This is a genomic window from Corynebacterium anserum (assembly GCF_014262665.1).
GTDB lineage: Bacteria > Actinomycetota > Actinomycetes > Mycobacteriales > Mycobacteriaceae > Corynebacterium > Corynebacterium anserum.
The window spans coordinates 713,089-735,068 of sequence record NZ_CP046883.1 but is presented as its reverse complement, the minus strand read 5'-3'; the positions used below and the strand labels follow the sequence as shown (position 1 = coordinate 735,068).

Below are 21,980 nucleotides of genomic sequence, written 5' to 3'. Positions count from 1 at the left end.
CTCGATGACATGACGCACTATGACGTATTGATCATCGGTTCCGGCTTCGGCGGATCAGTCTCCGCCCTACGCCTGACCGAAAAAGGTTACAAGGTAGGAGTCCTCGAAGCGGGACGGCGCTTCGAAGACAAGGACTTCGCCAAGAACTCGTGGCATCTCAAAGACTTCCTGTGGGCACCGAAAATCGGCTGCTTCGGCATCCAACGCATCCACCTACTCAACAACGTAATGATCCTTGCGGGTGCCGGTGTGGGCGGAGGTTCCCTGAATTACGCCAACACTCTGTACAAGCCGGGCTCTGAATATTTCCAGGGCAAGCAGTGGGCGGACATCACTGACTGGGAAGACGAACTCACCCCGTACTACGAACAAGCTCAGCGCATGCTCGGTGTGGTGGATAACCCCACCATGACAACCTCTGACAAGATTTCCAAAAAGGTTGCGGAGGAAATGGGTGTAGGACACACCTTCCGCATGGCGCCCGTAGGCGTATTCTTCGGCGAAAAAGTCGGGTTAGAAGGCAAGCCACGCGAGACAGTTGCTGATCCCTACTTCGGCGGCGTAGGTCCAGACCGCACCGCTTGCCACGAGTGCGGTGAATGCATGACCGGCTGCCGTCATGGAGCTAAAAACACCCTACTGAAAAACTACCTGTACCTCGCAGAACGCGGCGGAGCGACTGTTCATGACCGCACCACCGTCACCGATCTCACCTTCGATGGCAACAGCTGGACCGTAGAAACTCGTTCTACCGAATCTCTACCGAGCTCTCTCGTCAAGCGCATCAAGGGCTTCAAGGGGGGAGCTGTGAAGAAGACCTTCACCGCGGATAGCGTAATCGTCGCTGCCGGCACGTGGGGAACGCAAAGCTTGCTGCACAACCAGAAGAGCAACGGTAACCTCCCCGACCTGCCCGACACGCTTGGTCACATGACGCGCACCAATTCTGAAGCGCTCCTAGGCGCACAGCGCCGAACCTACAGCCCGGAACACGACTACTCCGAAGGCGTAGCCATCACCTCTTCCTACTATCCTGCCCCCGACACTCATATTGAGCCCGTGCGCTACGGTAAGGGATCCAACGCAATGGGTCTGCTGCAAACTTTGATGACCGATGGCGATAAGCTGCAGCCGCGCTTCTTGGAATTCCTTAAGCGTGCCGTTATCGAGTACCGAGATATCCCACGCCTATTGAATCTCAATAAGTGGTCGCAGCGAACGGTCATTAACTTGGTCATGCAGTCTCGCGATAACTCGTTGACTACTTTCCTGCGTAAAGTCGGACCGTTTAGCATTATGCGTTCCAAGCAGGGCACGGGTGAACCGAACCCTAACTGGATTCCTGAAGGCAACGCTGCCACACGCCGCGTGGCTAAGAACATGGACAACGGTTTTGCCGGTGGCGTCTGGTCGGAGGTTTTCAACATCCCGCTGACAGCTCACTTCTTGGGTGGCTGCCCCATCGGTTCGTCCCCGGAGCGCGGCGTCGTCGATGGATACCACCGCGTATGGGGCTACCCATCCTTATATGTCACTGATGGTGCGGCTATCTCCGCTAACCCCGGTGTCAACCCTTCCCTATCCATTACAGCTAACGCCGAACGCGCTGCGTCGTTATGGCCGAACAAAGGTGAGGAAGATCCTCGACCAGCCCAGTCGGAGGGTTATGTTCGCCTCAATCCCGTGGAGCCAAAACACCCCGTGGTTCCTGCCGATGCACCGGGTGCTCTGCGTTTGCCTATTCGCCCGGTGTAAAGACTCCACTTTTTCGCTGAGAACACCCGGGCATGCTTAAATGCAGCTCATGAAATCTCACGCGTTGAAGAAGTACGTCCCGGTTGTTGTCGCCGCCGTGGCTGCCACGGGGTGGTTTGGATTCCAGACATCACAAGACGAGGATCGGGGCACTTCTCAGGGCTCAAGTGGCTTAGTCTCTAATGAGACCAAGAACAGCAGCTCAGTGGAGAATAAAACAGGCGGGAGTGGCTATTCCCGCGGCAACGAGTGCCCCTACGCCACCCTTCCAGTCGAGGCTCAGCATCAAATCCTCGACATTCTCGCCGGAGCCGCACCCGACGATGGCTACCATGACGGCAAACACTTCGGTAATTACGAAGGACTACTTCCCAAGAAGAATTCTCAGTATTACCGCGAATACACCGTGACCACTCCCGGCCTCAATCACCGTGGAGCACGCCGTATCGTCGTGGGTGGGGGAACAAAAACTGACCCGGAGGTGTGGTACTACTCCGGTGATCACTTTCACACCTTTTGTTCTATCCCCGACGCCGAGGAGAATTAACCACCACCGAGTAGAGCTAGCTACTGGTGAGGGGACCCAGCTGTTAATAAAGCGAAGCTCCTAGGCCCAGGCTGCTGACACACCCGAGGCCACACGGTCAAGCCGTTCGAGCCTACTTTCTGTCAACGACGCCACCTGATCAATCACCACGCGCATCCGTGCAGAGTCATCCTCTGCCTCCGTAAACCATGCACGAAAGAGCGGATCCAATGCGCCCTCCCCTCCCTGCCACAGGTACTCAGTCACGCGAAAGATCCGGTCACGCTGTCTTTCTTGCTCAGACAGATGATTCTGCTCATCCATCACATAGAGCACAGCAACGGACTTCAGTAGCGTCACTTCGGCCTGTACCTGGGCAGGAATTACCAAGTCCGCCGCATAGCGCCCCAGCCTGAGCCCGAATTTCTTCCTGGTCGCGGTCACACAAGCCGTCACAAAACGACTCACTAGCTCGGAGGTCATAGCTTTTAAGGCAACAAGGTCGTCCAAAGTGCCTCCGAAATCCGCCGCCCGCGCCACCAAGGTCATGCGGCGCAGACGATCCGCAGCGTCGAGTAGCTCCTCGGGTTCTCCGCCGAAAGCGTGGGCACCTTTTTCTGCAAGAGCCGCCAGTTCCACGAGATCCCACAGCACATCCAGCGTGATCCGCCCGGAAAGTATGCCATCTTCCACATCGTGTACGGAATACGCCACGTCATCCGACCAATCCATGATCTGCGCCTCGAGGCATTTCTTCCCCGCCGGGGCTCCAATACGCGCCCACTTTAGGATCTCGAGGTCATCCTCATATGCCGAATACTTGCGGCGGTTATTGCCCTGTTCATCGACCGGCCCCCACGGGTATTTGCACGCGGCGTCGATGGACGCCCGGGTGAGATTGAGCCCATAAGAACGTCCGTCCTCCCCTAACGTTTTTGGCTCGAGACGGGTCAATATGCGTAGGGTTTGAGCATTCCCCTCAAATCCGCCGTATGCTTGTGCAGCATCATTTAACGCACGTTCACCGTTGTGCCCATAAGGTGGGTGACCGATGTCATGGCTCAGGCCCGCCAATTCAGTGAGATCCGGATCTGCTCCCAGAGTTTTGCCTATACCTCGTGCTATCTGCGCAACTTCCAGTGAATGGGTCAGACGTGTGCGTGGGGTATCACCGCTTCCCGGACCAACGACCTGAGTTTTATCAGCCAAACGCCGTAACGCAGCACTGTGCAGCACGCGCGCGCGGTCACGGTCAAACGCGTCACGACCATCCGGCACCGCTCCGTCCAGCCCTAAGCGTTTGGCTGTGAGGGGAAACCTGCGTTCAACTTCCTGCGCGGAATATGCATAACGCTCGACCATTCCTAGAGCACTCCTTGTATGAAGTCCCGAAAGTTATCCCGTTCGCGCTCCACTACCTTGTAATAGATCAGGCCACCGGTCTCATGCCTGATGCTGTTTAACTGAGCATCACGTCCTTGCACGCTGGGTCCTTGGCGCGTCGGAGATCCGGCGGCGTCGATTCCCACATCCTTAACCATGGTGGTTGCACGCAGAGAATGGGCTGGATCGGTCACCACGACGGAACTCGACCAGCCGTGTTGATCCGCTACCCGTTTGAAAGCCTCAGCAGACGTGAGTGTATCCACTCCCTCGCCAATTTGGACGATATCTGAGTCTGGGATGCCGAAATGCTCCATTAGGTAGTTCTTGCCAGATTCCGCTTCGGTAAAGCGGTCGCCCGGCTGCCCACCACCAACAGTGACGATAGTCGGAGCCACCCCATTGCGATAGAGCTGCGCCGCGTGATCCAGCCGGGCGGCGAACCACGCGGACGGCCGACCGTCATATTGTGCTGCTCCCAGAACAAAAATGGTATCCGACGGAGGATGATGATCACCTCGTGCATAGGCCCATACGTGAACAGCCGTGGCACCCACGAGCAGCAAGGACACGACCACGCTTCCCACGATGAAGTACAGGATAGAGCGCAGGATAAAACTGAACGTTATCCCGAGGCCGTGACCAACTTTCCGGAAAAACTGCATGACAGAAAAGGATACGCGGTGAAGACCCCAAAATCGGTTAAGGTGGGCTGCATGAAGCCCGTGAATTTCATAACTCGCACGGCTGGATCGGTCGCAATTGCCGGTCTTTTTGCCTTGCCCTCCTCTTTTCTTCTTCTCGACGCCACCTCTGCACCCGCCCAAGCCCAGTCTGCAACGACGGCAGTTCGTCTGAATAGCCAGATCACCGACCAGGCTGGTGTGCTGAGCACAGCAGAGAAGAAAGACACGGAGGAGCTACTGAAGAAAGGCATCACCGAGTCCAACGTGAAGCTGTACATAGTGTTCGTTGATTCACTGCCAACGAGCGCTCAAGAGTATGCGAGTCAACTGCGTTCGCAAGACAACACCAATAACACGATGGTTATGGTTGTAGACGTCAACAAAAGACAGCTGGGGACCAACTGGGGCGCGGCGGTGCACAAGGACACTGCAGCAAAGGTAAAAGAAGCTGCGCAGAAGCATTTTTCTACATCCGACTGGGCCGGCGGGGCACATGCTGCAGGTGATGTGGTCGCGAACACCACGAGTTCCGAATCTCTAGCATGGCTCGGAGCTGCTGGCGTGGCGGTCGTCGGTGGAGGAGCAGGCGCCGTTGTGTGGTCGCGCAAAAACACGAAGAAGAAGCAGCAACAACAGATAGAGGCCGCTCGTTCCATCACTCCGGGGAATACGACAGACCTGGCCACGCAACCCACACCAATCCTTCGCCAGTTAGCCGACGAAGAACTGCACAGCACTGATGTATCCATCCATAAAGGGAACGAGGAACTTCGCGTAGCTATTTCCGAGTTCGGTGAAGAGCGCACCCGCCCACTATCCCGCGCACTTGAACACTCTCGCAGCACCTTGAATCAAGCATTTGCTCTGCATCAGCGTATTCGTGCGGGGCTCGTATCCAGTGATGAGGAAGAGCGGGCATTGTTGATCGACATCATTTCCAGCTGCGGCACAGCTGACAAATGTCTGGATCAGCAGTCTGATCAATTTGCACGTTTACGCCAAGAATTGATTGATGCCCCTCAGTTGGTCAATGAATTACGTCAGCAGACGGTTGCGTTGGGTGTTCGTGTAACACAGGCTTCCAGCATCGTGGAACAATTAAAGACACGCCACAAGCCCGAGTTGCTGCATTCCATCGAGGACAACCCTTGCGTGGCAGAAAAGGAAATCAGCCATGCTGAGGAGGAGTTAGATAGGGCTCGCGAACTACTGAAGCAGCCAGCGGGCAAGCAGGGTGGATTAGTTGATGCAATTGGCGCCGCGCGAATAGCCTGCCAACAGGCTGATCGGCAATTGACCGCTGTCGAGCGCGCCGAAGAGCAGTTAACCACCGCACAGTCCAACCTTGGTGCACTTATACAGGAGGTATCTGAGGAACTTGACGAGGCGCAGGCATTGTCTCAGTCAGGGGCAGACATCGACCGTGCAGCTCTGGGCACAGCGATTACTCGGGCGCAAGAAGCTATGCGAGCCGCGCAAGAGAATGGCTCCCGCGATCCACTGGGATGCTACTCAGAACTCTTAGAGGCTGATGGGCAGCTGGATATCGAATTAGACGAGGCACGAGGTGCGGACAATGATTACCGGCGCACTATCGGCATGGTGGATCTCACTGTCCAGGATGCTGAACGCCACCTGCGAAGTGTAGAAGACGTAATTTTTAACCGCGGGCGTATTATCAGTGTGGATACGCGTACCACTGCGCAGGCTGCGCGCGATACGTTAGATCTCGCCCGTCACCAACGCTCAACAAACCCCAAAGAGGCTTTCCTCTCTGCCCAGAAGTCTCTTCGCTTAGCTCAGCAGGCCTCGGAACAGGCTCGCCGTGATATTGACGATTTCAACCGCCGTCACACCTACAGAGGCGGTGGCGGTGGCGACCTCATTACCGGCATGGTGCTCGGTAGCTTGCTTTCTGGCAACGGCGGTTTCGGCGGGGGCTTTGGCGGAGGTTTCGGCGATAGCTTCGGCGGCGGCGATGGCTTTGGGGGCGGCAGCGACTCAGCCAGTTTCTAACGCTAACGATCCCCCGATACCGAGCACAAGGACACCCTCGATACCGCACCCCACTGGCACACGCCAAGAACCCCAACCACAAAAGGTGGCGAAGGGGTTTCACCTCGGCTTAAAAGACGCCGATCCAGTACAGGATGGCTATCGGAATAAAAATCACCATGAGAATGGTCCAGGCCCATACGCTAGAGACCATGCGGACTTCCATACAGCGGCGCGCTACCCATGAGATGAATATCTGTACATCAAGAGGCAGTTTCTCCCCTGGCCCCTCAAACTCGACATGAAGATTGCGCAGGCCTCGATCATTCGAGGTGAACTGTCCGGCTTTTTGCCCGTCGATATCGAGAACAAAATTCTTGGAGCTCTCTGCGATTATCTCCACGGTATGCCGATCGGCCTGGACGACGTAACGGTCGGATTTCTTAAAGCTCTCCTTATTACCTCGAGCAGTCCACTTTCCGGTGGCGGTTTCGGCAGAAATCTCTGCATCCTGATCGGCTTCTAAATTCCACGTATCCCCGCCGAAACGCAGGTGCGTCACCCCTCGCTCGTCAGCATATTCAGCTACGCGATCGAGATCGTTGGATGGGCCGGCATAAATCGGGAAAGTATGCCCATCGTCTGGGAGTCCCCAGCGAATGTCGCTATTCACGTTTGTCCTTAGTTTTTATCAGGCTCTTAACCAGGTCTCAACGAGGTACTTAGCCACCGGCATGCTTTAACAGCCAGCGAGGCGCTCGGCGAGATATGCTTGCAAGTCTTCCAGTTTGATGCGTTCTTGCTGCATGGTGTCGCGTTCGCGGACAGTTACTGCGTCGTCCTCGAGGGTATCGAAATCCACGGTCACACAGAAAGGTGTACCAATCTCATCCTGACGGCGGTAACGTCGACCAATCGCACCTGATGTGTCATAGTCCACAGACCAAAGACCACGTAATTGATCGGCGATTTTCTCCGCGGTAGGTGTGAGCGTGTCCTTTTTCGACAACGGAAGCACGGCCACCTTCACAGGAGCTAAACGACGATCCAAACGCAGCACAGTGCGCTTATCCGTTCCGCCCTTGGCGTTGGGGACTTCTTCCTCGTCATACGCATCAACGAGGAATGCCATCATTGCGCGACCCAAACCGGCAGCGGGCTCAATAGTGTACGGAATCCAACGCTCATTACTTTCCTGCTCAAAGTAGCTCAAATCTTCACCAGAACCTTCGGAATGGACACGAAGGTCATAGTCGGTGCGATTCGCCACGCCCTCCAATTCGCCCCACTTGGAACCCTTGAAGTGGAATGCATACTCCACGTCAACCGTACGCTTGGAGTAGTGGGAAAGCTTTTCCTGTGGATGCTCGTATAGCCGTAGATTCTCCGGATCAATGCCGAGGTCTACGTACCATTGGAAACGATTATCGATCCAGTACTGATGCCATTTCTCATCTTCACCCGGCTTGACGAAGAACTCCATCTCCATCTGCTCAAATTCACGAGTGCGGAAGATGAAGTTGCCGGGAGTGATCTCGTTACGGAACGACTTGCCCACTTGCGCAATGCCGAAAGGTGGCTTCTGACGCGAGGTGGTCATCACGTTCTTGAAATTAACGAAAATTCCCTGCGCAGTTTCTGGGCGAAGGTAGTGCAGACCTTCTTCGTCGTCCACGGGGCCCAAGAAAGTCTTCAGCAAACCGGAAAAAGCTTTAGGCTCCGTCCAGGCTCCTGGTTGGCCGGTTTCCGGATCATTAATGTCGGCGAGACCATTCTCTGGTGGATGCCCATGCTTTTCTTCATAGGCCTCGAGAAGGTGATCAGCGCGGTACCGCTTATGGGTATGAAGCGATTCTACAAGCGGATCCGTGAATACATCGACGTGACCAGAGACTTCCCACACGCGACGGGGCAGAATAACAGAAGAGTCTAAACCCACAACATCTTTGCGTGATGTCACCATGTGGCGCCACCACTGGCGTTTAATATTCTCCTTGAGCTCTACGCCGAGTGGACCGTAGTCCCAGGCAGAGCGGGTACCACCGTAGATCTCTCCGCAGGGGTACACGAGTCCCCTACGCTTGGCGAGGTTTACAACAGCATCGATGGTGCCGGCCATATTTAGCGCTACTCCTTGTAGTTGTTTCTTACTCCACCACATCCTAGCCGCTATGGCGTGACTCTGTTTTATCGACCCATTGATGCTATGAAGCATGCTATCTGAACGGGTTACCTAGACTCACTGGGTACCAGTGCACGTCCCTCAGCTGTGCTTATTTGGGTGTCCCGATCTGCGCCCTCAGAAGGAGCTTCGCTGAATATAAAAAGGACCCGTGGTTAGGGGGGATTTACCACGGGTCCCGGCCGCACTGTTCTCCGAAGAGAATGGGGCCTGTTCCCCCGCTAATTCGGTGAAGCGAAGGGGGGGATCACGCCACACCGAGGAGGAACTGTCATCAATCATAGGACATATAGCTCTGTTGTCAAGTTATTACTCAATGAAAAGTAGGCGAATGCCGTGTTGATGCATTTCAGAGGCAAAAACTTTTAGAACCAGGCGCACCACTATTCACTTTTACATCTCACGCATCCACAAAACCACATAGGCCAACAGCCACTATTGGCAACTTATTGAAAATACACGTTGTGCCGTCTACTGTAGAGAATAGTTTTCACTACCAGCTCCAGGAGACCTTTCTATGCCAGCGCGCACGAATAAAACCCCATCCGCTCGCCCAAAAATTGGCCAACGCAACACCCGCCAGCGCGCAGCGGTTCAAGATGCACTGGAAGGAATCACCACGTTTGCGTCTGCGCAGGATATCCATCTCATGCTCACGAATAACGGGCAAAAAGTGGGGCTCACCACCGTCTACCGGACATTGCAACAGCTCTCTGATCTTGGAGCAATCGACACACTTCACGACAGCTCTGGAGAAACTCTCTACCGCAGCTGTGCAATGGAGACTCACCATCATCACCTTGTCTGCACCAATTGCCGCACCACAGTGGAAATCGATGGCGGTCCCGTCGAAGCGTGGGCTGAAGAAACCGCGGCAAAATACGGCTTCAAGAAGTCTGGCCACACAGCCGAAATTTTCGGACTCTGCGAAAGCTGCGTCGACAAATAGTTTCCTTCATCCGCAAGCCGCGGCAATTCGGCCGCAGGCCGCCGCCCATAACCTCTAGCTGCCGAACCCCCAACCTCAATCCGCCACACCCCGGCCTCAAGCGGGATCCAACCGGCAGCGTACCGAACAGCCCAATCCGTCGCAGCTATCCCACACTCACTCCAAATGCCATTCCCAGCACATACGTCACGGCAGCGGCTCCATAACCAATAAGGAGCTGACGTCCAGCACGTTTCGCTGGGCTAACGCCGGACAGCACCCCGACGATCGCTCCTGTCATGAGCAACACGATTCCCACCAACACACAAGCAGTAACCGCCGCAGCCATTCCCTCCATGCCGAAGATATAAGGCATGACGGGGATTAGGGCTCCCACACCGAAGCACAAGAAACTGGAAATTGCTGCGGACAGGCCAGAACCGCCTAGCTCCGTGGCATCCGCGGCGACATCGTCCACACCGGCGGAATCCGAACCATCTAGTAGATCTCCAGTGAGCGTCATCTGTTCAAAAACGCGCTGCGCCTTGGCTTTTGCATCTTCTACGCTCATCCCGCGCGCTCGGTACACGAGCTCTAGTTCGTTTTCTTCCATGTCTAACTTCGGCAGCGATTCTGTCGCCTCTGGCGCAGGAGTATTTGCATCTAGCAATTCCTTTTGCGAACTCACTGACACGTACTCACCTGCAGCCATGGACAACGCGCCGGCTAGTAAACCTGTCAAGCCGGTAACCAACACCACAGCGGCATTGACTCCGGTGCCGACCATGCCCAATACCAATGCGAGGTTGGATACCAAGCCATCATTAGCTCCAAAAATGGCAGCACGAAAATCACCTGACATCTTCGCACGACCGCGAGCAGCTAAGCCACGAACAACCTCAGCGTGTATTGCCTCATCGGCAATCATTTGTTCGGTCGCGTCCGTGTCCTTCACATAGTCATTTCTGGTCTCGGCAGTCTGCATCATGGCCAGAACAAACACCGAACCAAAATGCCGTGCCATCCATGCCATGATGCGGGTGCTCAAACTCGCCTGCCGCGGCATGCCTACGTGTTCTCCCAAACGCTTACGCCAGTACTTCTCGTGGCGAGCTTCGGCCTCAGCAATTGCGAGAAGAATATCGCGCTCCTCCCCCGTCTTCTTCCTCGCCAATTCTCTGTAGACCGCACCTTCGGCACGTTCATTGGCCAAATGCTTGCGCCAACGATTAATTTGCCGGCGCGTGGGCTGTTCCACCGGAGTTGGGTGGGGCTCGATGTCAGAGGTGTCACGATGAGGGTGATCAGCGGGATTAGGGGACATCATCATGGGGCGCGAAATCCTTCTCTCTGACTTACTTCACGCCACCGAATCGGCGGTCTCGCTGTGCGTATTCCAACACGGCAGCACGCAAGTGATGAGGCGTGTAATCCGGAAACAGCACGTCCTGGTACACCATCTCCGCATAAACGGACTGCCATGGCAAGAAGTTCGAGGTGCGCATCTCCCCCGACGGACGTAGGAAAAGATCGACGTCTGGCATATCCGGTTCATCAAGGTACTGCGCGAACGTGGACTCATTGACCTGACGTGGTGTCATCACTCCCCTAGCAACATCCTCGGAGATCGCACGGGCTGCATCCACGATTTCTGCTCTACCACCGTAATTAACGCACATAGCTAGGGTCATCGTGGTGTTATCTTTTGTTAATTCCTCGGCCTTTTCCAGCTCCGAAATGACCGAACGCCACAGGCGAGGACGCCGCCCAGCCCAACGCACGCGCACCCCCAAGGAATTGAGGTAGTCACGCTGGCGACGTAACACGTCACGGTTAAAGCCCATCAAAAAACGCACTTCGTCGGCTGACCGACGCCAGTTCTCCGTAGAGAATGCGTACGCGGACAGATAGTCCACCCCCAGTTCGATGCACTCCTCCACTAAGGACACAAGCACTGCTTCGCCGCGTTTGTGCCCCTCGGTACGAGCCATTCCGCGTTCTTCCGCCCAACGCCCATTACCGTCCATAACTAGCGCGATATGGCGCGGTATCAATTCCGAGGGGATGGATGAACGCTCAATCTCAGGTAAACTCACCCTTACTATCTTGCCAAAACATCGCGCAGGGCAAAACACAATTTTTGGTTCTACAAAGCACCATATGCCTTACACGGCGCCTCCACGTGATTCCTCACATGGCTGAGCAAGAGCTCATGAGCCGCGGCGGCTATATCCTTATCCCGTAAAATCTCGCCGGCCTGTTGATCACGTCTATTAGACAATAGCCATAGAACATGCACAGCTTCCGTTGGAGGAGTGATCGCTCCTGGCGGCCGACACAATGCACATACCGCACCGCCAGCTAAGGGGTGAAAGGCACGGTGAGGCCCCCGTTTTCCACACTGTGCGCAGTCCACAAGCGAGGGTGCCCATCCTGCTTGTTCAAGACAATGAAGGACGAATTGATCAACAACCGAGACCGGTGGCAACACGAGTTCAGGCTTGGCCAAGGTGGACAGTGTAACGTCGAGCAGGAAAAAAATATCAGAGTCGGCGAACACTAACGCCATTTCCAACAATGCTGAAGCAGCGAAGAAAAGATCTGGATCCGCAACAATTGTTGGGGCATAGGTAGCCACCGTAGCTGCGTCGGTCAGCTTCCCCAGCCCCGCATTGCCCGGTTGAGATGACGGATAAATCTGCACGTTGACACGCGAAAAGCGGTCCAACCGAGCCCCGAAACGCGATGTTGTTTTACGCGCCCCCTTGGCTACCGCACGGATCACACCGTGCTCCGCAGTCAACAGCACAAGGATCAGATCCGCCTCACCTAGCTTGTAGGTACGCAGCACAAACGCCTCGTCTCGATAGCTAGGGCGAGATCCCCTACGACGACGAGGCGCGGAAGGTCGCGCTGGTTGCGCTGAGTGTGCCGACGTCATGGTAGCCAGTATAGGAGCCCGAACGGCACAGCTTTGATTACTACTGGTTATTAGAAGCTTCGTTAGCCTTGTTTGCTACGTCTCCGATCTGACCGTCATTATGTTGACCTCCACCTTCCAGAGGTCGAGTAAACTCAGGATTACTGAAAGACTGCTGGGAATTCTGAGATGTAGCAAACTGTTGTTGAGCCCCATAATTGTGTGATTGAGGACCGTACTGTTGTTGAGCACCATAAATGTGTGATTGAGGACCGTACTGTTGTTGACCAAACTGTTGCTGACCACCGATCGCATTTTGAAAACCTTGGGAATTGTCGCGATAGCTGTCAGTCCAAGAAGTTCCGCCGTCAGAGGCAGAGTAGATAATCTCATTAGCCTTGTTCTTGAAATCCTCCAAAGCTCCCTTCTCTAGGAAGGAAACGGTATTCGTTTGAATACCTCCGCCGTTATTAGTGACAACCATTGAAGAACGAATAGCGCTAGCCGCAAACGCTGCAAAAAGGGAGAATAAAATCAAAAACAAAAGCGAATTAAATCCTACACCTCCATTGAACATTAATATAAAGAAAATTAAAGCGAGAAAACTATGAAAAAGGAGAGGACCGAGGAACACTTTAAATGAAGTGGTAACTCCAGCAACCGACCCCATAGGCATCGAACGCTCCTCGAAACCTAGCGGGATCACGCCAAGAACCGTATTCGGATACTTCACCGCAATGCGCTTGTTAGTTACAACCATTTGCGTACGGAGCCAGAAAAGAACCAGATTTGGTCTAAAAGATCTGCTGTAAAGCCCACGTTCGCCCGGAGCAAGCAAAATATCAGTAGTTGCCATTAGAACCTCCATAGATAAAGCCCAAAATCTCTAAAATTACAACCAAAAGAATGTTCTTTGGTTAGTAACATCTTTGATTATCTGAGAAAATTCTTCGTTTGTCGAAATATTCTTCAAGGAAGGCTCCCCCCCCCCCGAAGGTTCACCAGCAGACAGGCACTACAACCCAAAACTCCTGATCACAATGGATATACACAGACCAAAAAGTGTTCTTCCTATAATGAAAACTAGAACCCCATGCGCCCCAACTGCTTTGGATCAGACTGCCAATTCTTCGCTACCTTGAGTCTCACATCCAAATACACATTCTGTCCCACCAAGTCGATGATCTCCTTGCGCGCATCATGCACGGTTTTCGACAGGCGGCGCCCACCTTTGCCACGAAGGATCGCCTTTTGTCCCTCACGTTCTACGAAGATCACTGCATGGACATTAAGTACGCCCTCGCGGGTGGGGCTCGGCATCACTTCATCAATCTGAACAGCGACAGAATGTGGCAGCTCATCATGAAGACCTGCCAAAGCAGCCTCTCGAATCAGCTCAGCCATGCGGGTGTCTCGGTCATCATCAGTGACATGGTCATCCGGGTAGAATTTCGGCCCTTCCGGCAAATGCTCTGTCAGGACGTCTTTCAATACCTCAAGCTGCACATCTTTAGTGGCGGACACGGGAACTACGTCCGCGCCGCCCAGCAATTCATGCAATGCGAGAAGCTGCTCGCCGACTCGATCCTTTGAGACCTTGTCTAACTTAGTCACCACACCAATCAGAGGTGTGCGTGGAGCAACTTTGCGAACAGCATCCACGATCCAGCGATCACCCGGCCCGATCTTTTCATCGGCTGGCACGCACATACAGATAAGATCCACGTCGGAATACGTGTCCTTGACGATTTCATTCAGACGTTCGCCCAGCAGAGTACGCGGGCGGTGCAGGCCCGGCGTGTCTACCAAAATAATCTGGGCGCGAGGACGATGAACTATACCGCGGATAGGATGGCGTGTGGTCTCAGGTTGATCAGCCGTGATAGCTATTTTTTCCCCAACCAAGGCATTGGTTAGTGTGGACTTACCGGTATTTGGTCGGCCAACAAAGCTCACAAAACCCGAACGAAAACCTTCGGGGGCTGCAAAATCTGCGGGAACCGACGCGGCATCTGTCAACGAGACAGCTTCCACGGGCGCATCGCTCAACGCGTTGTCTTCCATAAACGCTGGAAACTCTGGGGCATCTGCCTGCTTCTGTGGAGCTTCGGCTCCATCCCGTGGGTCAGAGGTCATATCCATCCTTGTTTTTAGCTGTCGCGGTTGTGATCATTTGTAGCGTCGATGAAAGGTTCACGGCGAACCACCGCACTGCGGATCTTCATACGCCCACGGCGGTCTTTCCCGCCCTCGAAACGGAAATGCAAGCCGGCCGTGCTAATCTCCGCACCTGGTAGTGGCACGCGTCCCAACTCATATGCTCCGAGACCGGCGACGGTATCCACTTCCTCATGCTGTTCAGCGGAGAATTCAATGTCTGGAATCTCTGCCTGGGATTCTAGTGCGTCCAGATCACCCTCGCGAGGTTCTTTGTTCTCCGGCTCCGCATGGTCGCCACCTTCGCTCTCCCGCTGACGGTCTAAATCGCTGACCATCTCCGGGTCATTAAACAACTCCTCCACCTCATCGAGACTCAGCCGTGCAAGCACGCGGTAGCTGCCATCTCCAAGATCCTCCACCGGGGCAGCGTCAGAGGAGTCATATTCATCAGAAATCTCGCCCACGATCTCTTCCAGGATGTCCTCCATGGAGATGAGACCAGCAATAGCACCATATTCATCGACCAACATCGCCAAGTGAATTTGCTCCCGCTGCATCTCCTCCAATAAGTCATCCAGCAAACGCGAATCCGGCACGAACTTCGCGGAACGCATGAAATCTCGCACGGGCAAACGCCGCTCTTCCTCCGACGCACGGTGAACATGCGCGATGAGATCTTTGAGGTAGGCCACTCCCACCACGTCATCCACGTCCTCGCCTATAACCGGAACCCGGGAATGCCCTGAGCGGATGCACAGGTTCAGCGCCTGGCTCACAGTTTTGTCTTGCTCAATCCATAGCATTTCTGGGCGCGGTACCATGACGGTGCGGGCAGTGGTATCTGCCAGGTCAAAAACCGACTGGATCATACGACGTTCGTCGGATTCCACAATGCCGCGTTCAGAGGCAATGTCCACCATTTCGCGCAGTTCGATCTCCGTGGCAAAGGGGCCATCACGGAAACCCTCACCCGGGGTCAGAACATTACCGGCCTTCACCAGCAGCCACGCCAGCAAACCAAAAATCTTGGACAGACCCAACAGGACGGGAGCACATTTTAAAGAAATGGTGTAGGGATTCTTGCGCCCCAAAGTGCGAGATAGCACGCCGATCACAACGAATTGGTACAGGGTGACCACCAACACTGCCCACACTATTGCCCAGGTGTCTTTCTCCACCACCCGAAGGAGCACTGCTGTGGTCATCACAGCGCCGGTGACTTCGGCGACCGTACGCAGCAGGACCAACAGGTTCACGTGCTTGGCTTTCTCGGTGACTACCCGCAACAGCCGCTCTGACCCGTGCCTTTCCTCTTTGACGAGGTTCTCCACGCGCGCCAAAGAGATGGAACCCACGGCGGTCTCCATCAGTGAAATCACGCCGCCGAATGCGAGGGTAAGAAAGCCAATGAGAATTCCGACGAAAGTTAGCGTATCCATGCGTTATGCGTCGCCCTCATCAGCCGGCTCATCGCTGCCACCATCAGCAGCATGAGGACGCGCCATCCCGCTTGTATCATCTCGATCAGCAGCCGAGGGGAAAGCAGCCGCTCCCGTTGGTTTCGGCGCAAACTTCACTCCTCGTTCCTCTTGGGAGTCATACCAGTTAGCCAGAATCTCATTCTGCAGAGCGAACATCTTCTGCTCTTCTTCCGGGGTAACGTGGTCAAAACCCAGCAGGTGCAGCACGCCGTGCACAGTGAGCAAATCCAATTCATGGGCCAGGGAATGCCCCGCCCTCTGTGCTTGTCCTTCAGCAAAATCAGGGCACAGCATGATGTCTCCGAGCATCGCCGGCGACGGTGAAGGACCATCCTTCCTGCCCCAGCCTGGGGTTAATTCATCCATCGGAAAGCTCATCACGTCCGTGGGTCCAGGCAGATCCATCCATCGCATGTGGAGGTCAGCGATGGTTTCCTCGTCGACGATGTGGATCGACAGCTCCGCAGCAGAGTGCACATCCATGGTCCAGAGTGCGTAGCGCGCGACATCGATCAGCTCTTCCTCGTTGACTTCACCGCGACCGGATTCGTTAAATACCTCGATACTCACCGCTACTTGCCCTTCCTCTGTGCCATGCGTTCTGCGCGTGCTTCCTCTTCATCTTCTCGACGCAGCTGCTCCTCTGCTTCGAAGCGATCATAGGCGTCGACAATGCGCCCGACGAGGTGGTGACGTACAACATCATCGTTGTCTAACCGGGCAATATGCACGCCAGGAACATCGTGAAGAATTTTCTGTGCCACGTTGAGGCCAGACTCTTGCTTTCCAGGAAGATCCACTTGTGTCATGTCCCCCGTCACCACCATTTTGGAGCCGAACCCCAAGCGGGTGAGAAACATCTTCATCTGTGCGGGCGTTGTATTCTGAGCCTCGTCCAGGATGACGAAGCTGTTGTTGAGGGTGCGCCCGCGCATATATGCCAACGGGGCGACTTCAACCACACCTGTCTCCATCAAACGCGGGATCGACTCTGGATCAACCATCTCACGCAATGCATCGTGGAGCGGGCGGAGATACGGGTTGATCTTGTCCCCCAAGGTGCCCGGCAGAAAACCCAACTTCTCTCCAGCTTCCACAGCTGGACGGGTCAAAATAATGCGGTTGACATCCTTATTCTGCAATGCCTGCACGGCCTTTGCCATCGCCAAATAGGTTTTTCCAGTGCCAGCCGGTCCACTGCCGATAACCACGGTATTGTCGTCGATTGCATCGACGTATTCACGCTGCCCCAGGGTCTTCGGCCGCACCGTTTTCCCGCGATAGCTGACAATCGGAGCTGCCGGAGTGGTCGCATCTGCAAAAGAGATATCGGACTGCTGTTCAACGAGCGCCACCACCCGGCGGGTAGTTTCTGGGCTGATCGGGCTGCCCCGGTGAGCCATATTTATAAGCTCCTGCAGCACCCTCCGTGCTCGGGATACCTCGGAGGCCTCGCCCCGGATATGGATATGGTTACCGCGTGTGAGGATATCCGCATCCATGGCATCCTCAAGTACCCGCAGGTTCTCATCCGCCGGACCGGCGACCATAAGTACTGCGTCGGGATCGAGTTCCACCGTAGTGCTGGCCACACGGGTTCGTGTATTAGAGGATGTCATGTCAGCCGATTGTAGCCTTCCTCCACCGCGGTGTGAGCACCCCAAGGGCGCCCAACGCTACTGCAGCGGCGCTTGCTGTACGCAGAACCTGTGGGCCCAAGACGATGGGCTGTCCACCATATTTTGCAAAGGCAGACAGTTCGTCATCACTGATCCCGCCTTCAGGTCCCACCACGAGAACGATCTCATCCGCGTCGAGATCAACCTCAGCAATGGATGTCGTGGCAGATTCGTGGAGGACCAAGACACGGGGTGAGTGGGCGTCGCTGATGAGAGCGCCGAGATCCGAGGGATGCTTAAGTTGCTCCGTCACCTCGGGAACGAGGAGACGACGCGCCTGTTTCGCAGCAGAACGCGCAGCATTTTCCCATTTCAAACGTGCTTTTTTCTCTTTACCATCCCACTTGGCTATGCTCCTCGAAGCCGCCCACGGAATGATTCGATCAGCGCCGGCCTGAGTCATGAGATCCACGGCGAGCTCAGCCCGCTCAGATTTTGGAATCGCCTGCACCACGCTCACACGCGGGCGAGGCTGCGCCACAGCCAGCACCTCACGCACTTCCACCCGGCCACCTATCCAACAGCCACGCACCGCGCGTCCCACTCCATCGGATACCACCAATGACTCGCCATCACGCATACGTTTGACCTCAGTGTGACGAGCTTCCGCACCGGACAATTCAAACACCTGCCCTGCTGCACAGGAATCAGGCAACGGGTGGATAAAGACGGGGTCTGTCATCTAACGGCCAAACTTAGAGCGCAAACGGGAGAACAACCCACCTGGTTCGTCATTCTTTGACGCCACTGCGACAGAGTCCTTGGAATGATGCCGCAGCTGCTCATAAAGGTCTTCGGAAGCACGATCCAACTCGGTGGGGATAGTGACATCAACGTGGGCGACGAGGTGACCATATCCCTCACGGCGCAGACGAGGCATACCCATACCGTCCATACGGATCGTTGAATTTGGCTGAGTACCTGCCGGAACAGTCACCGTAGACACAGAATCATCGAGCATCGGAACTTCCACGTCGGTGCCCAAGGTCGCGTCGAGCGCCGGAACTTGAATGGTCACATGCAGATCGTCACCGTCCCGCAAGAAGTGGGCATGCTCAGCCACGGAGATATCCACGTAAATGTTTCCATTCGGGCCACCACCAGGACCGACTTCTCCCTTGCCCGCCAACCGTATCCGCATTCCATCAGCGATACCCGCAGGAACGGAGATAGAGAGGTCACGTCGAGCACGGACACGGCCATCGCCACCGCAGTTCTCGCATGGATCCTTCACGATCTCCCCCGTGCCCTGACAGCGGGTACACGTGCGCGCCACCTGTACACGGCCCAGAATGGAATTCTGTATTTCCATGACCTGCCCTTGCCCATGACACGTTGGGCACGTCACAGGCTTCGATTTAGTCTTAGAACCCGAGCCTTGACATGCCTCACAGAGCACGGCCGTATCCACGGTGACCTCCCTGGTCACCCCAGTAAATGCCTCTTCCAAGCTGATCTCCATATGCAGCAAAGCATCGTTACCTGCTCGTACACGAGACACGCGGGGACCACGCTGTGCTCCGCCAGCCGCTCCCCCGAAAAATGCATCGAAGATGTCCCCGAAACCTCCGGCAGCTCCAGCAAAACCGCCGCCGAAGCCACCGGGCTGCCCCCCTTGCTCTTCAGGATCTCCACCAGCATCCACAATGGCACGCTTTTGGGGGTCCGTGAGCACTTCCTGAGCCAAAGATGCCTCACGGAACTTTTCCGCCGCTTCGTCCGTAGAATTCACATCCGGATGGTACTTGCGTGCCAGCTTGCGGTAGGCCTTTTTAATTTCGGCATCAGTGGCATCGCGGTCCACACCGAGAATGCCGTAGTAATCTCGAGCCACTTTGAGTTAACGCCCCTTTGGAACAATTAGTATCCAGTCAGTTTTCTTTTCACATAGAAGTTGCACACAGAAGCACCGCGTGCAGTATTGTGCGAGCAACTCACACAGTCTACCCCCGATGACAAGCTCAGCCCTATTCCCCCGCCAAGATGCGCGAGACGTAATGTGCCACGGCAGTCACGCTAGAAATGGTACCCGGGTAGTCCAGGTGGGTCGGCCCTACCACTCCCATTCCTCCCAACACAGTTGTGGAGCTTCCATAGCCTGCAGAAATAACAGACGCCTTGCGGAGTTCTTCGTCCTCATTTTCTTCGCCGATAGACACCTGCCAGTGCATGTCACGCACCCCATTAAGCATCTTGAGCATCACTACCTGTTCCTCTAGCGCCTCAAGAACCGGAGCTAAATCCCCCACCCCCATAAGGTTCGAAGTTCCAGCGAGGATGAGTTTCTCGTTGGGCCTCTCCAGCAAGGTTTCCACAAGAACCGTAGAAACGGCCACAATGGCGTCGCATAACTCCGCTGCGGTAGTGCGTGACTTCGCCTCCTGAGCGACTTTCGCAATCTGGGCGCAGGCTTCATCCAGAGTTCTTCCCACCATTGCTTTGTTTACGAGTTCGCGCAACCGAACTGCATCGTCATCGCTAAGCGGCTCTGCCAGATCCACGTTGCGCTGATCTACCCTGCCAGTATCTGTAATGAGTACCAGCAACAGCCTTTGGGAAGCCAGGGGCACCACTTCGCAGTGTTTTACTCGCCCAACACGCAAGTCCGGCAGCTGCACTACGGCCACCTGACGGGTCAGTTGCGCAAGCAACTGCACACTGCGGCGCAGAACATCTTCAAGATCCACTCCGTTTTCTAAGAAATCCAAAATCGCACGCTTCTCTGCGCGGCTGAGTGGCTTGACCTCATGGATTGCGTCAACGAAACGACGGTAACCCTTTGCTGTGGGGATACGGCCGGAACTGGTGTGCTGTTGGGTGATATACCCCTCGGCTTCCAAAACCGCCATGTCATTGCGAATAGTTGCGGAAGAGACGCCAAGCTTATGCCTATCAACCAACGCTTTTGAGCCCACCGGCTCTTGCGTGGAGATGAAGTCCGAGACAATCGCGCGCAATACCTCATTGCGCCGTTGCTCCGTTCCTGCCGACATACTCCCGACGACCTCCTAATCTTGCGCAAGAATGATATCTGTCACAATACCGTCCGCCAGGTACCTGCCCTTATGTGTCAAACAAACCCTCTGGCCAGCTTTGCGTTCCAACAATCCCATGTGAATATAGCGCTCAACGACTCTGTCCACGTCTGGAGTGGCCTCCAGCTCTACCCCTTCAGCAAGCCGCAGACCAAGCATGACCCGCTCAGTGCGCACATCTTTCGGGGTAAGCATTTCTGTAGTAATGACAGCACCGCCTGGAGACCGCTGTGCCTCTTCCCCTACCAACTTATTGAAGTAGGTGGAGGGATGCTTGGCGTTAATCGTGCGGGTCAGGCCAGGGTGAGCTTGTTCTATGACGTCACTATTGTGCCCCCACATGCCCTCTTTGATGCGTACGCATCCATGGGCTCCCGGCCCGGCGCCCCACCACTGTCCTCCGCGCCAATAAATGAGGTTGTGGCGGCATTCACCCCCGGGCTTGGACCAATTGGATACTTCGTACCAAGAAAAACCATGTTCACGCAGAGTGGCGTCGATAATTTCGTAGCGATCGGCCAATGCGTCGTCGTCGGGTGCCGGTAGCTCACCACGACGAACTTTTCTTGCCATCGCGGTGCCATCCTCAACGATCAGAGAATAAGCACTGACGTGGTCCACTCCCGCTTCCACAACTGCATCCAGGGAAGCGCGAAGATCATCCTCGGTTTCCGTGGGAGTTCCATAAATGAGATCCAGATTCACATGTTCAAAACCTGCGGCCATTGCCTCCTTCGCTGCAGCAACTGGCCTACCCGGGGTGTGTTTACGCTCCAATACTTTGAGCACGTGTCCAGCCACGGACTGCATTCCTAGTGAGATACGTGTAAAGCCTTCTTCCCGGAGCTTGTCGAAGAACTGAGCATCTGTAGACTCTGGGTTCGATTCCGTGGTCACTTCCGCACCCGGGGCGAGTCCCACCGTGCGTTTGACCGCTCGCAGAGCCCGAGCCAATCCCTGGTAGCCGAGCATCGATGGAGTCCCTCCTCCGAAAAATACGGTCTGTACACCCTGCCAGTCTGCAGGCACGTCCCATCGCAACGCAGCTTGTTCCAGTTCCACTTCCAAGGCACGCAAATAACCGTGCACACTCGTGCCGTGTGAATCGCCTAATTCCAGTGGAGTGTAGGTGTTGAAATCGCAATAGCCGCAGCGGGCACTACAGAATGGAACGTGTATGTAAAGGCCATATGCCATGTCTGCCACTTTCATGGTGGAGCTAATAGTGGAAGCCTCCCTAGCTGGGCGTC

20 protein-coding genes are annotated in these 21,980 nt (G+C 55.2%); 4 read left to right on the top strand and 16 right to left on the bottom strand.

Features of this window, described 5'->3' with window-relative positions:
• The first annotated feature begins 9 nt into the window (after positions 1 to 9).
• Both GP473_RS03015 and GP473_RS03010 read left to right on the top strand, forming a co-directional pair.
• Positions 10 to 1,755 (top strand): GMC oxidoreductase, encoded by a 1,746-nt coding sequence (locus tag GP473_RS03015; protein WP_185769331.1) that lies wholly within the window; start codon positions 10 to 12, stop codon positions 1,753 to 1,755.
• Between the two features lie 49 nt (positions 1,756 to 1,804).
• Positions 1,805 to 2,302, top strand: coding sequence for a ribonuclease domain-containing protein (locus GP473_RS03010; protein WP_185769330.1), 498 nt, complete (start codon positions 1,805 to 1,807; stop codon positions 2,300 to 2,302).
• A gap of 60 nt (positions 2,303 to 2,362) precedes the next feature.
• Here GP473_RS03010 and GP473_RS03005 read toward each other — a convergent pair whose 3' ends face one another.
• Complete coding sequence (locus GP473_RS03005; RefSeq protein WP_186277123.1) at positions 2,363 to 3,643, bottom strand: deoxyguanosinetriphosphate triphosphohydrolase; 1,281 nt, start codon at positions 3,641 to 3,643, stop codon at positions 2,363 to 2,365.
• A gap of 2 nt (positions 3,644 to 3,645) precedes the next feature.
• Positions 3,646 to 4,236 (bottom strand): YdcF family protein, encoded by a 591-nt coding sequence (locus GP473_RS03000; RefSeq protein ID WP_343061488.1) that lies wholly within the window; start codon positions 4,234 to 4,236, stop codon positions 3,646 to 3,648.
• Between the two features lie 144 nt (positions 4,237 to 4,380).
• Here GP473_RS03000 and GP473_RS02995 point away from each other — a divergent pair, with 144 nt between their 5' ends.
• Complete coding sequence (locus tag GP473_RS02995) at positions 4,381 to 6,366, top strand: TPM domain-containing protein (protein ID WP_185769327.1); 1,986 nt, start codon at positions 4,381 to 4,383, stop codon at positions 6,364 to 6,366.
• Between the two features lie 109 nt (positions 6,367 to 6,475).
• On the opposite strand, the gene GP473_RS02990 is transcribed toward GP473_RS02995, so the two are convergent.
• Both GP473_RS02990 and GP473_RS02985 read right to left on the bottom strand, forming a co-directional pair.
• Positions 6,476 to 7,018 (bottom strand): hypothetical protein, encoded by a 543-nt coding sequence (locus GP473_RS02990; RefSeq protein ID WP_186277122.1) that lies wholly within the window; start codon positions 7,016 to 7,018, stop codon positions 6,476 to 6,478.
• Positions 7,019 to 7,084: 66 nt separating this feature from the next.
• Positions 7,085 to 8,464 (bottom strand): glycine--tRNA ligase, encoded by a 1,380-nt coding sequence (locus tag GP473_RS02985; RefSeq protein WP_186277121.1) that lies wholly within the window; start codon positions 8,462 to 8,464, stop codon positions 7,085 to 7,087.
• Positions 8,465 to 9,044: 580 nt separating this feature from the next.
• Here GP473_RS02985 and GP473_RS02980 point away from each other — a divergent pair.
• The gene (locus GP473_RS02980) at positions 9,045 to 9,476 is read left to right on the top strand and encodes a Fur family transcriptional regulator (protein ID WP_185769324.1); all 432 of its coding nucleotides are present in this window, start codon (positions 9,045 to 9,047) and stop codon (positions 9,474 to 9,476) included.
• Positions 9,477 to 9,621: 145 nt separating this feature from the next.
• Here GP473_RS02980 and GP473_RS02975 read toward each other — a convergent pair whose 3' ends face one another.
• From GP473_RS02975 to hemW, 12 genes are all read right to left on the bottom strand, one after another.
• A complete protein-coding gene (locus tag GP473_RS02975; protein WP_186277256.1) occupies positions 9,622 to 10,779 on the bottom strand; it encodes a VIT1/CCC1 transporter family protein in 1,158 nt (385 codons plus the stop codon).
• Between the two features lie 31 nt (positions 10,780 to 10,810).
• Complete coding sequence (locus GP473_RS02970) at positions 10,811 to 11,551, bottom strand: isoprenyl transferase (RefSeq protein ID WP_281381141.1); 741 nt, start codon at positions 11,549 to 11,551, stop codon at positions 10,811 to 10,813.
• Positions 11,552 to 11,601: 50 nt separating this feature from the next.
• On the bottom strand, positions 11,602 to 12,396 hold the full coding sequence (recO, locus tag GP473_RS02965) for a DNA repair protein RecO (protein WP_186277120.1): 795 nt from the start codon (positions 12,394 to 12,396) through the stop codon (positions 11,602 to 11,604).
• A gap of 40 nt (positions 12,397 to 12,436) precedes the next feature.
• Positions 12,437 to 13,231: a hypothetical protein gene (locus tag GP473_RS02960; protein WP_185769322.1), complete on the bottom strand. Its 795-nt coding sequence runs from the start codon at positions 13,229 to 13,231 to the stop codon at positions 12,437 to 12,439.
• Between the two features lie 227 nt (positions 13,232 to 13,458).
• Positions 13,459 to 14,511 (bottom strand): GTPase Era, encoded by a 1,053-nt coding sequence (gene era, locus GP473_RS02955; protein ID WP_246394883.1) that lies wholly within the window; start codon positions 14,509 to 14,511, stop codon positions 13,459 to 13,461.
• Between the two features lie 14 nt (positions 14,512 to 14,525).
• Positions 14,526 to 15,974: a hemolysin family protein gene (locus GP473_RS02950; protein ID WP_185769321.1), complete on the bottom strand. Its 1,449-nt coding sequence runs from the start codon at positions 15,972 to 15,974 to the stop codon at positions 14,526 to 14,528.
• A 3-nt stretch (positions 15,975 to 15,977) separates the two neighbouring features.
• Entirely contained in the window at positions 15,978 to 16,586 is a 609-nt protein-coding gene (gene ybeY, locus GP473_RS02945; RefSeq protein ID WP_246394882.1) for an rRNA maturation RNase YbeY, read from the bottom strand.
• Positions 16,587 to 16,588: 2 nt separating this feature from the next.
• Positions 16,589 to 17,635 carry a PhoH family protein gene (locus tag GP473_RS02940; RefSeq protein ID WP_186277119.1) on the bottom strand — a complete coding sequence of 349 codons (1,047 nt, stop codon included), beginning with the start codon at positions 17,633 to 17,635 and terminating at the stop codon, positions 16,589 to 16,591.
• A gap of 1 nt (position 17,636) precedes the next feature.
• Positions 17,637 to 18,377: a 16S rRNA (uracil(1498)-N(3))-methyltransferase gene (locus tag GP473_RS02935; RefSeq protein ID WP_186277118.1), complete on the bottom strand. Its 741-nt coding sequence runs from the start codon at positions 18,375 to 18,377 to the stop codon at positions 17,637 to 17,639.
• Entirely contained in the window at positions 18,378 to 19,529 is a 1,152-nt protein-coding gene (gene dnaJ / locus GP473_RS02930; RefSeq protein WP_186277117.1) for a molecular chaperone DnaJ, read from the bottom strand.
• Positions 19,530 to 19,662: 133 nt separating this feature from the next.
• Entirely contained in the window at positions 19,663 to 20,688 is a 1,026-nt protein-coding gene (gene hrcA / locus GP473_RS02925; protein ID WP_186277116.1) for a heat-inducible transcriptional repressor HrcA, read from the bottom strand.
• A gap of 15 nt (positions 20,689 to 20,703) precedes the next feature.
• On the bottom strand, positions 20,704 to 21,927 hold the full coding sequence (gene hemW / locus GP473_RS02920) for a radical SAM family heme chaperone HemW (protein ID WP_222104969.1): 1,224 nt from the start codon (positions 21,925 to 21,927) through the stop codon (positions 20,704 to 20,706).
• Positions 21,928 to 21,980 lie beyond the last annotated feature (53 nt).

Coding starts and splice junctions, on each gene's coding strand:
- GP473_RS02980 (WP_185769324.1), top strand. CDS start 9,045: ATGCCAGCGCGCACGAATAAAACCCCATCCGCTCGCCCAAAAATTGGC.
- GP473_RS02995 (WP_185769327.1), top strand. CDS start 4,381: ATGAAGCCCGTGAATTTCATAACTCGCACGGCTGGATCGGTCGCAATT.
- GP473_RS02985 (WP_186277121.1), bottom strand. CDS start 8,464: ATGGCCGGCACCATCGATGCTGTTGTAAACCTCGCCAAGCGTAGGGGA.
- GP473_RS02960 (WP_185769322.1), bottom strand. CDS start 13,231: ATGGCAACTACTGATATTTTGCTTGCTCCGGGCGAACGTGGGCTTTAC.
- GP473_RS03015 (WP_185769331.1), top strand. CDS start 10: ATGACGCACTATGACGTATTGATCATCGGTTCCGGCTTCGGCGGATCA.
- GP473_RS03010 (WP_185769330.1), top strand. CDS start 1,805: ATGAAATCTCACGCGTTGAAGAAGTACGTCCCGGTTGTTGTCGCCGCC.
- era (WP_246394883.1), bottom strand. CDS start 14,511: ATGACCTCTGACCCACGGGATGGAGCCGAAGCTCCACAGAAGCAGGCA.
- GP473_RS02950 (WP_185769321.1), bottom strand. CDS start 15,974: ATGGATACGCTAACTTTCGTCGGAATTCTCATTGGCTTTCTTACCCTC.
- recO (WP_186277120.1), bottom strand. CDS start 12,396: ATGACGTCGGCACACTCAGCGCAACCAGCGCGACCTTCCGCGCCTCGT.
- hrcA (WP_186277116.1), bottom strand. CDS start 20,688: ATGTCGGCAGGAACGGAGCAACGGCGCAATGAGGTATTGCGCGCGATT.
- hemW (WP_222104969.1), bottom strand. CDS start 21,927: ATGGCATATGGCCTTTACATACACGTTCCATTCTGTAGTGCCCGCTGC.
- GP473_RS02940 (WP_186277119.1), bottom strand. CDS start 17,635: ATGACATCCTCTAATACACGAACCCGTGTGGCCAGCACTACGGTGGAA.
- GP473_RS02975 (WP_186277256.1), bottom strand. CDS start 10,779: ATGTCCCCTAATCCCGCTGATCACCCTCATCGTGACACCTCTGACATC.
- GP473_RS03005 (WP_186277123.1), bottom strand. CDS start 3,643: ATGGTCGAGCGTTATGCATATTCCGCGCAGGAAGTTGAACGCAGGTTT.
- GP473_RS02935 (WP_186277118.1), bottom strand. CDS start 18,377: ATGACAGACCCCGTCTTTATCCACCCGTTGCCTGATTCCTGTGCAGCA.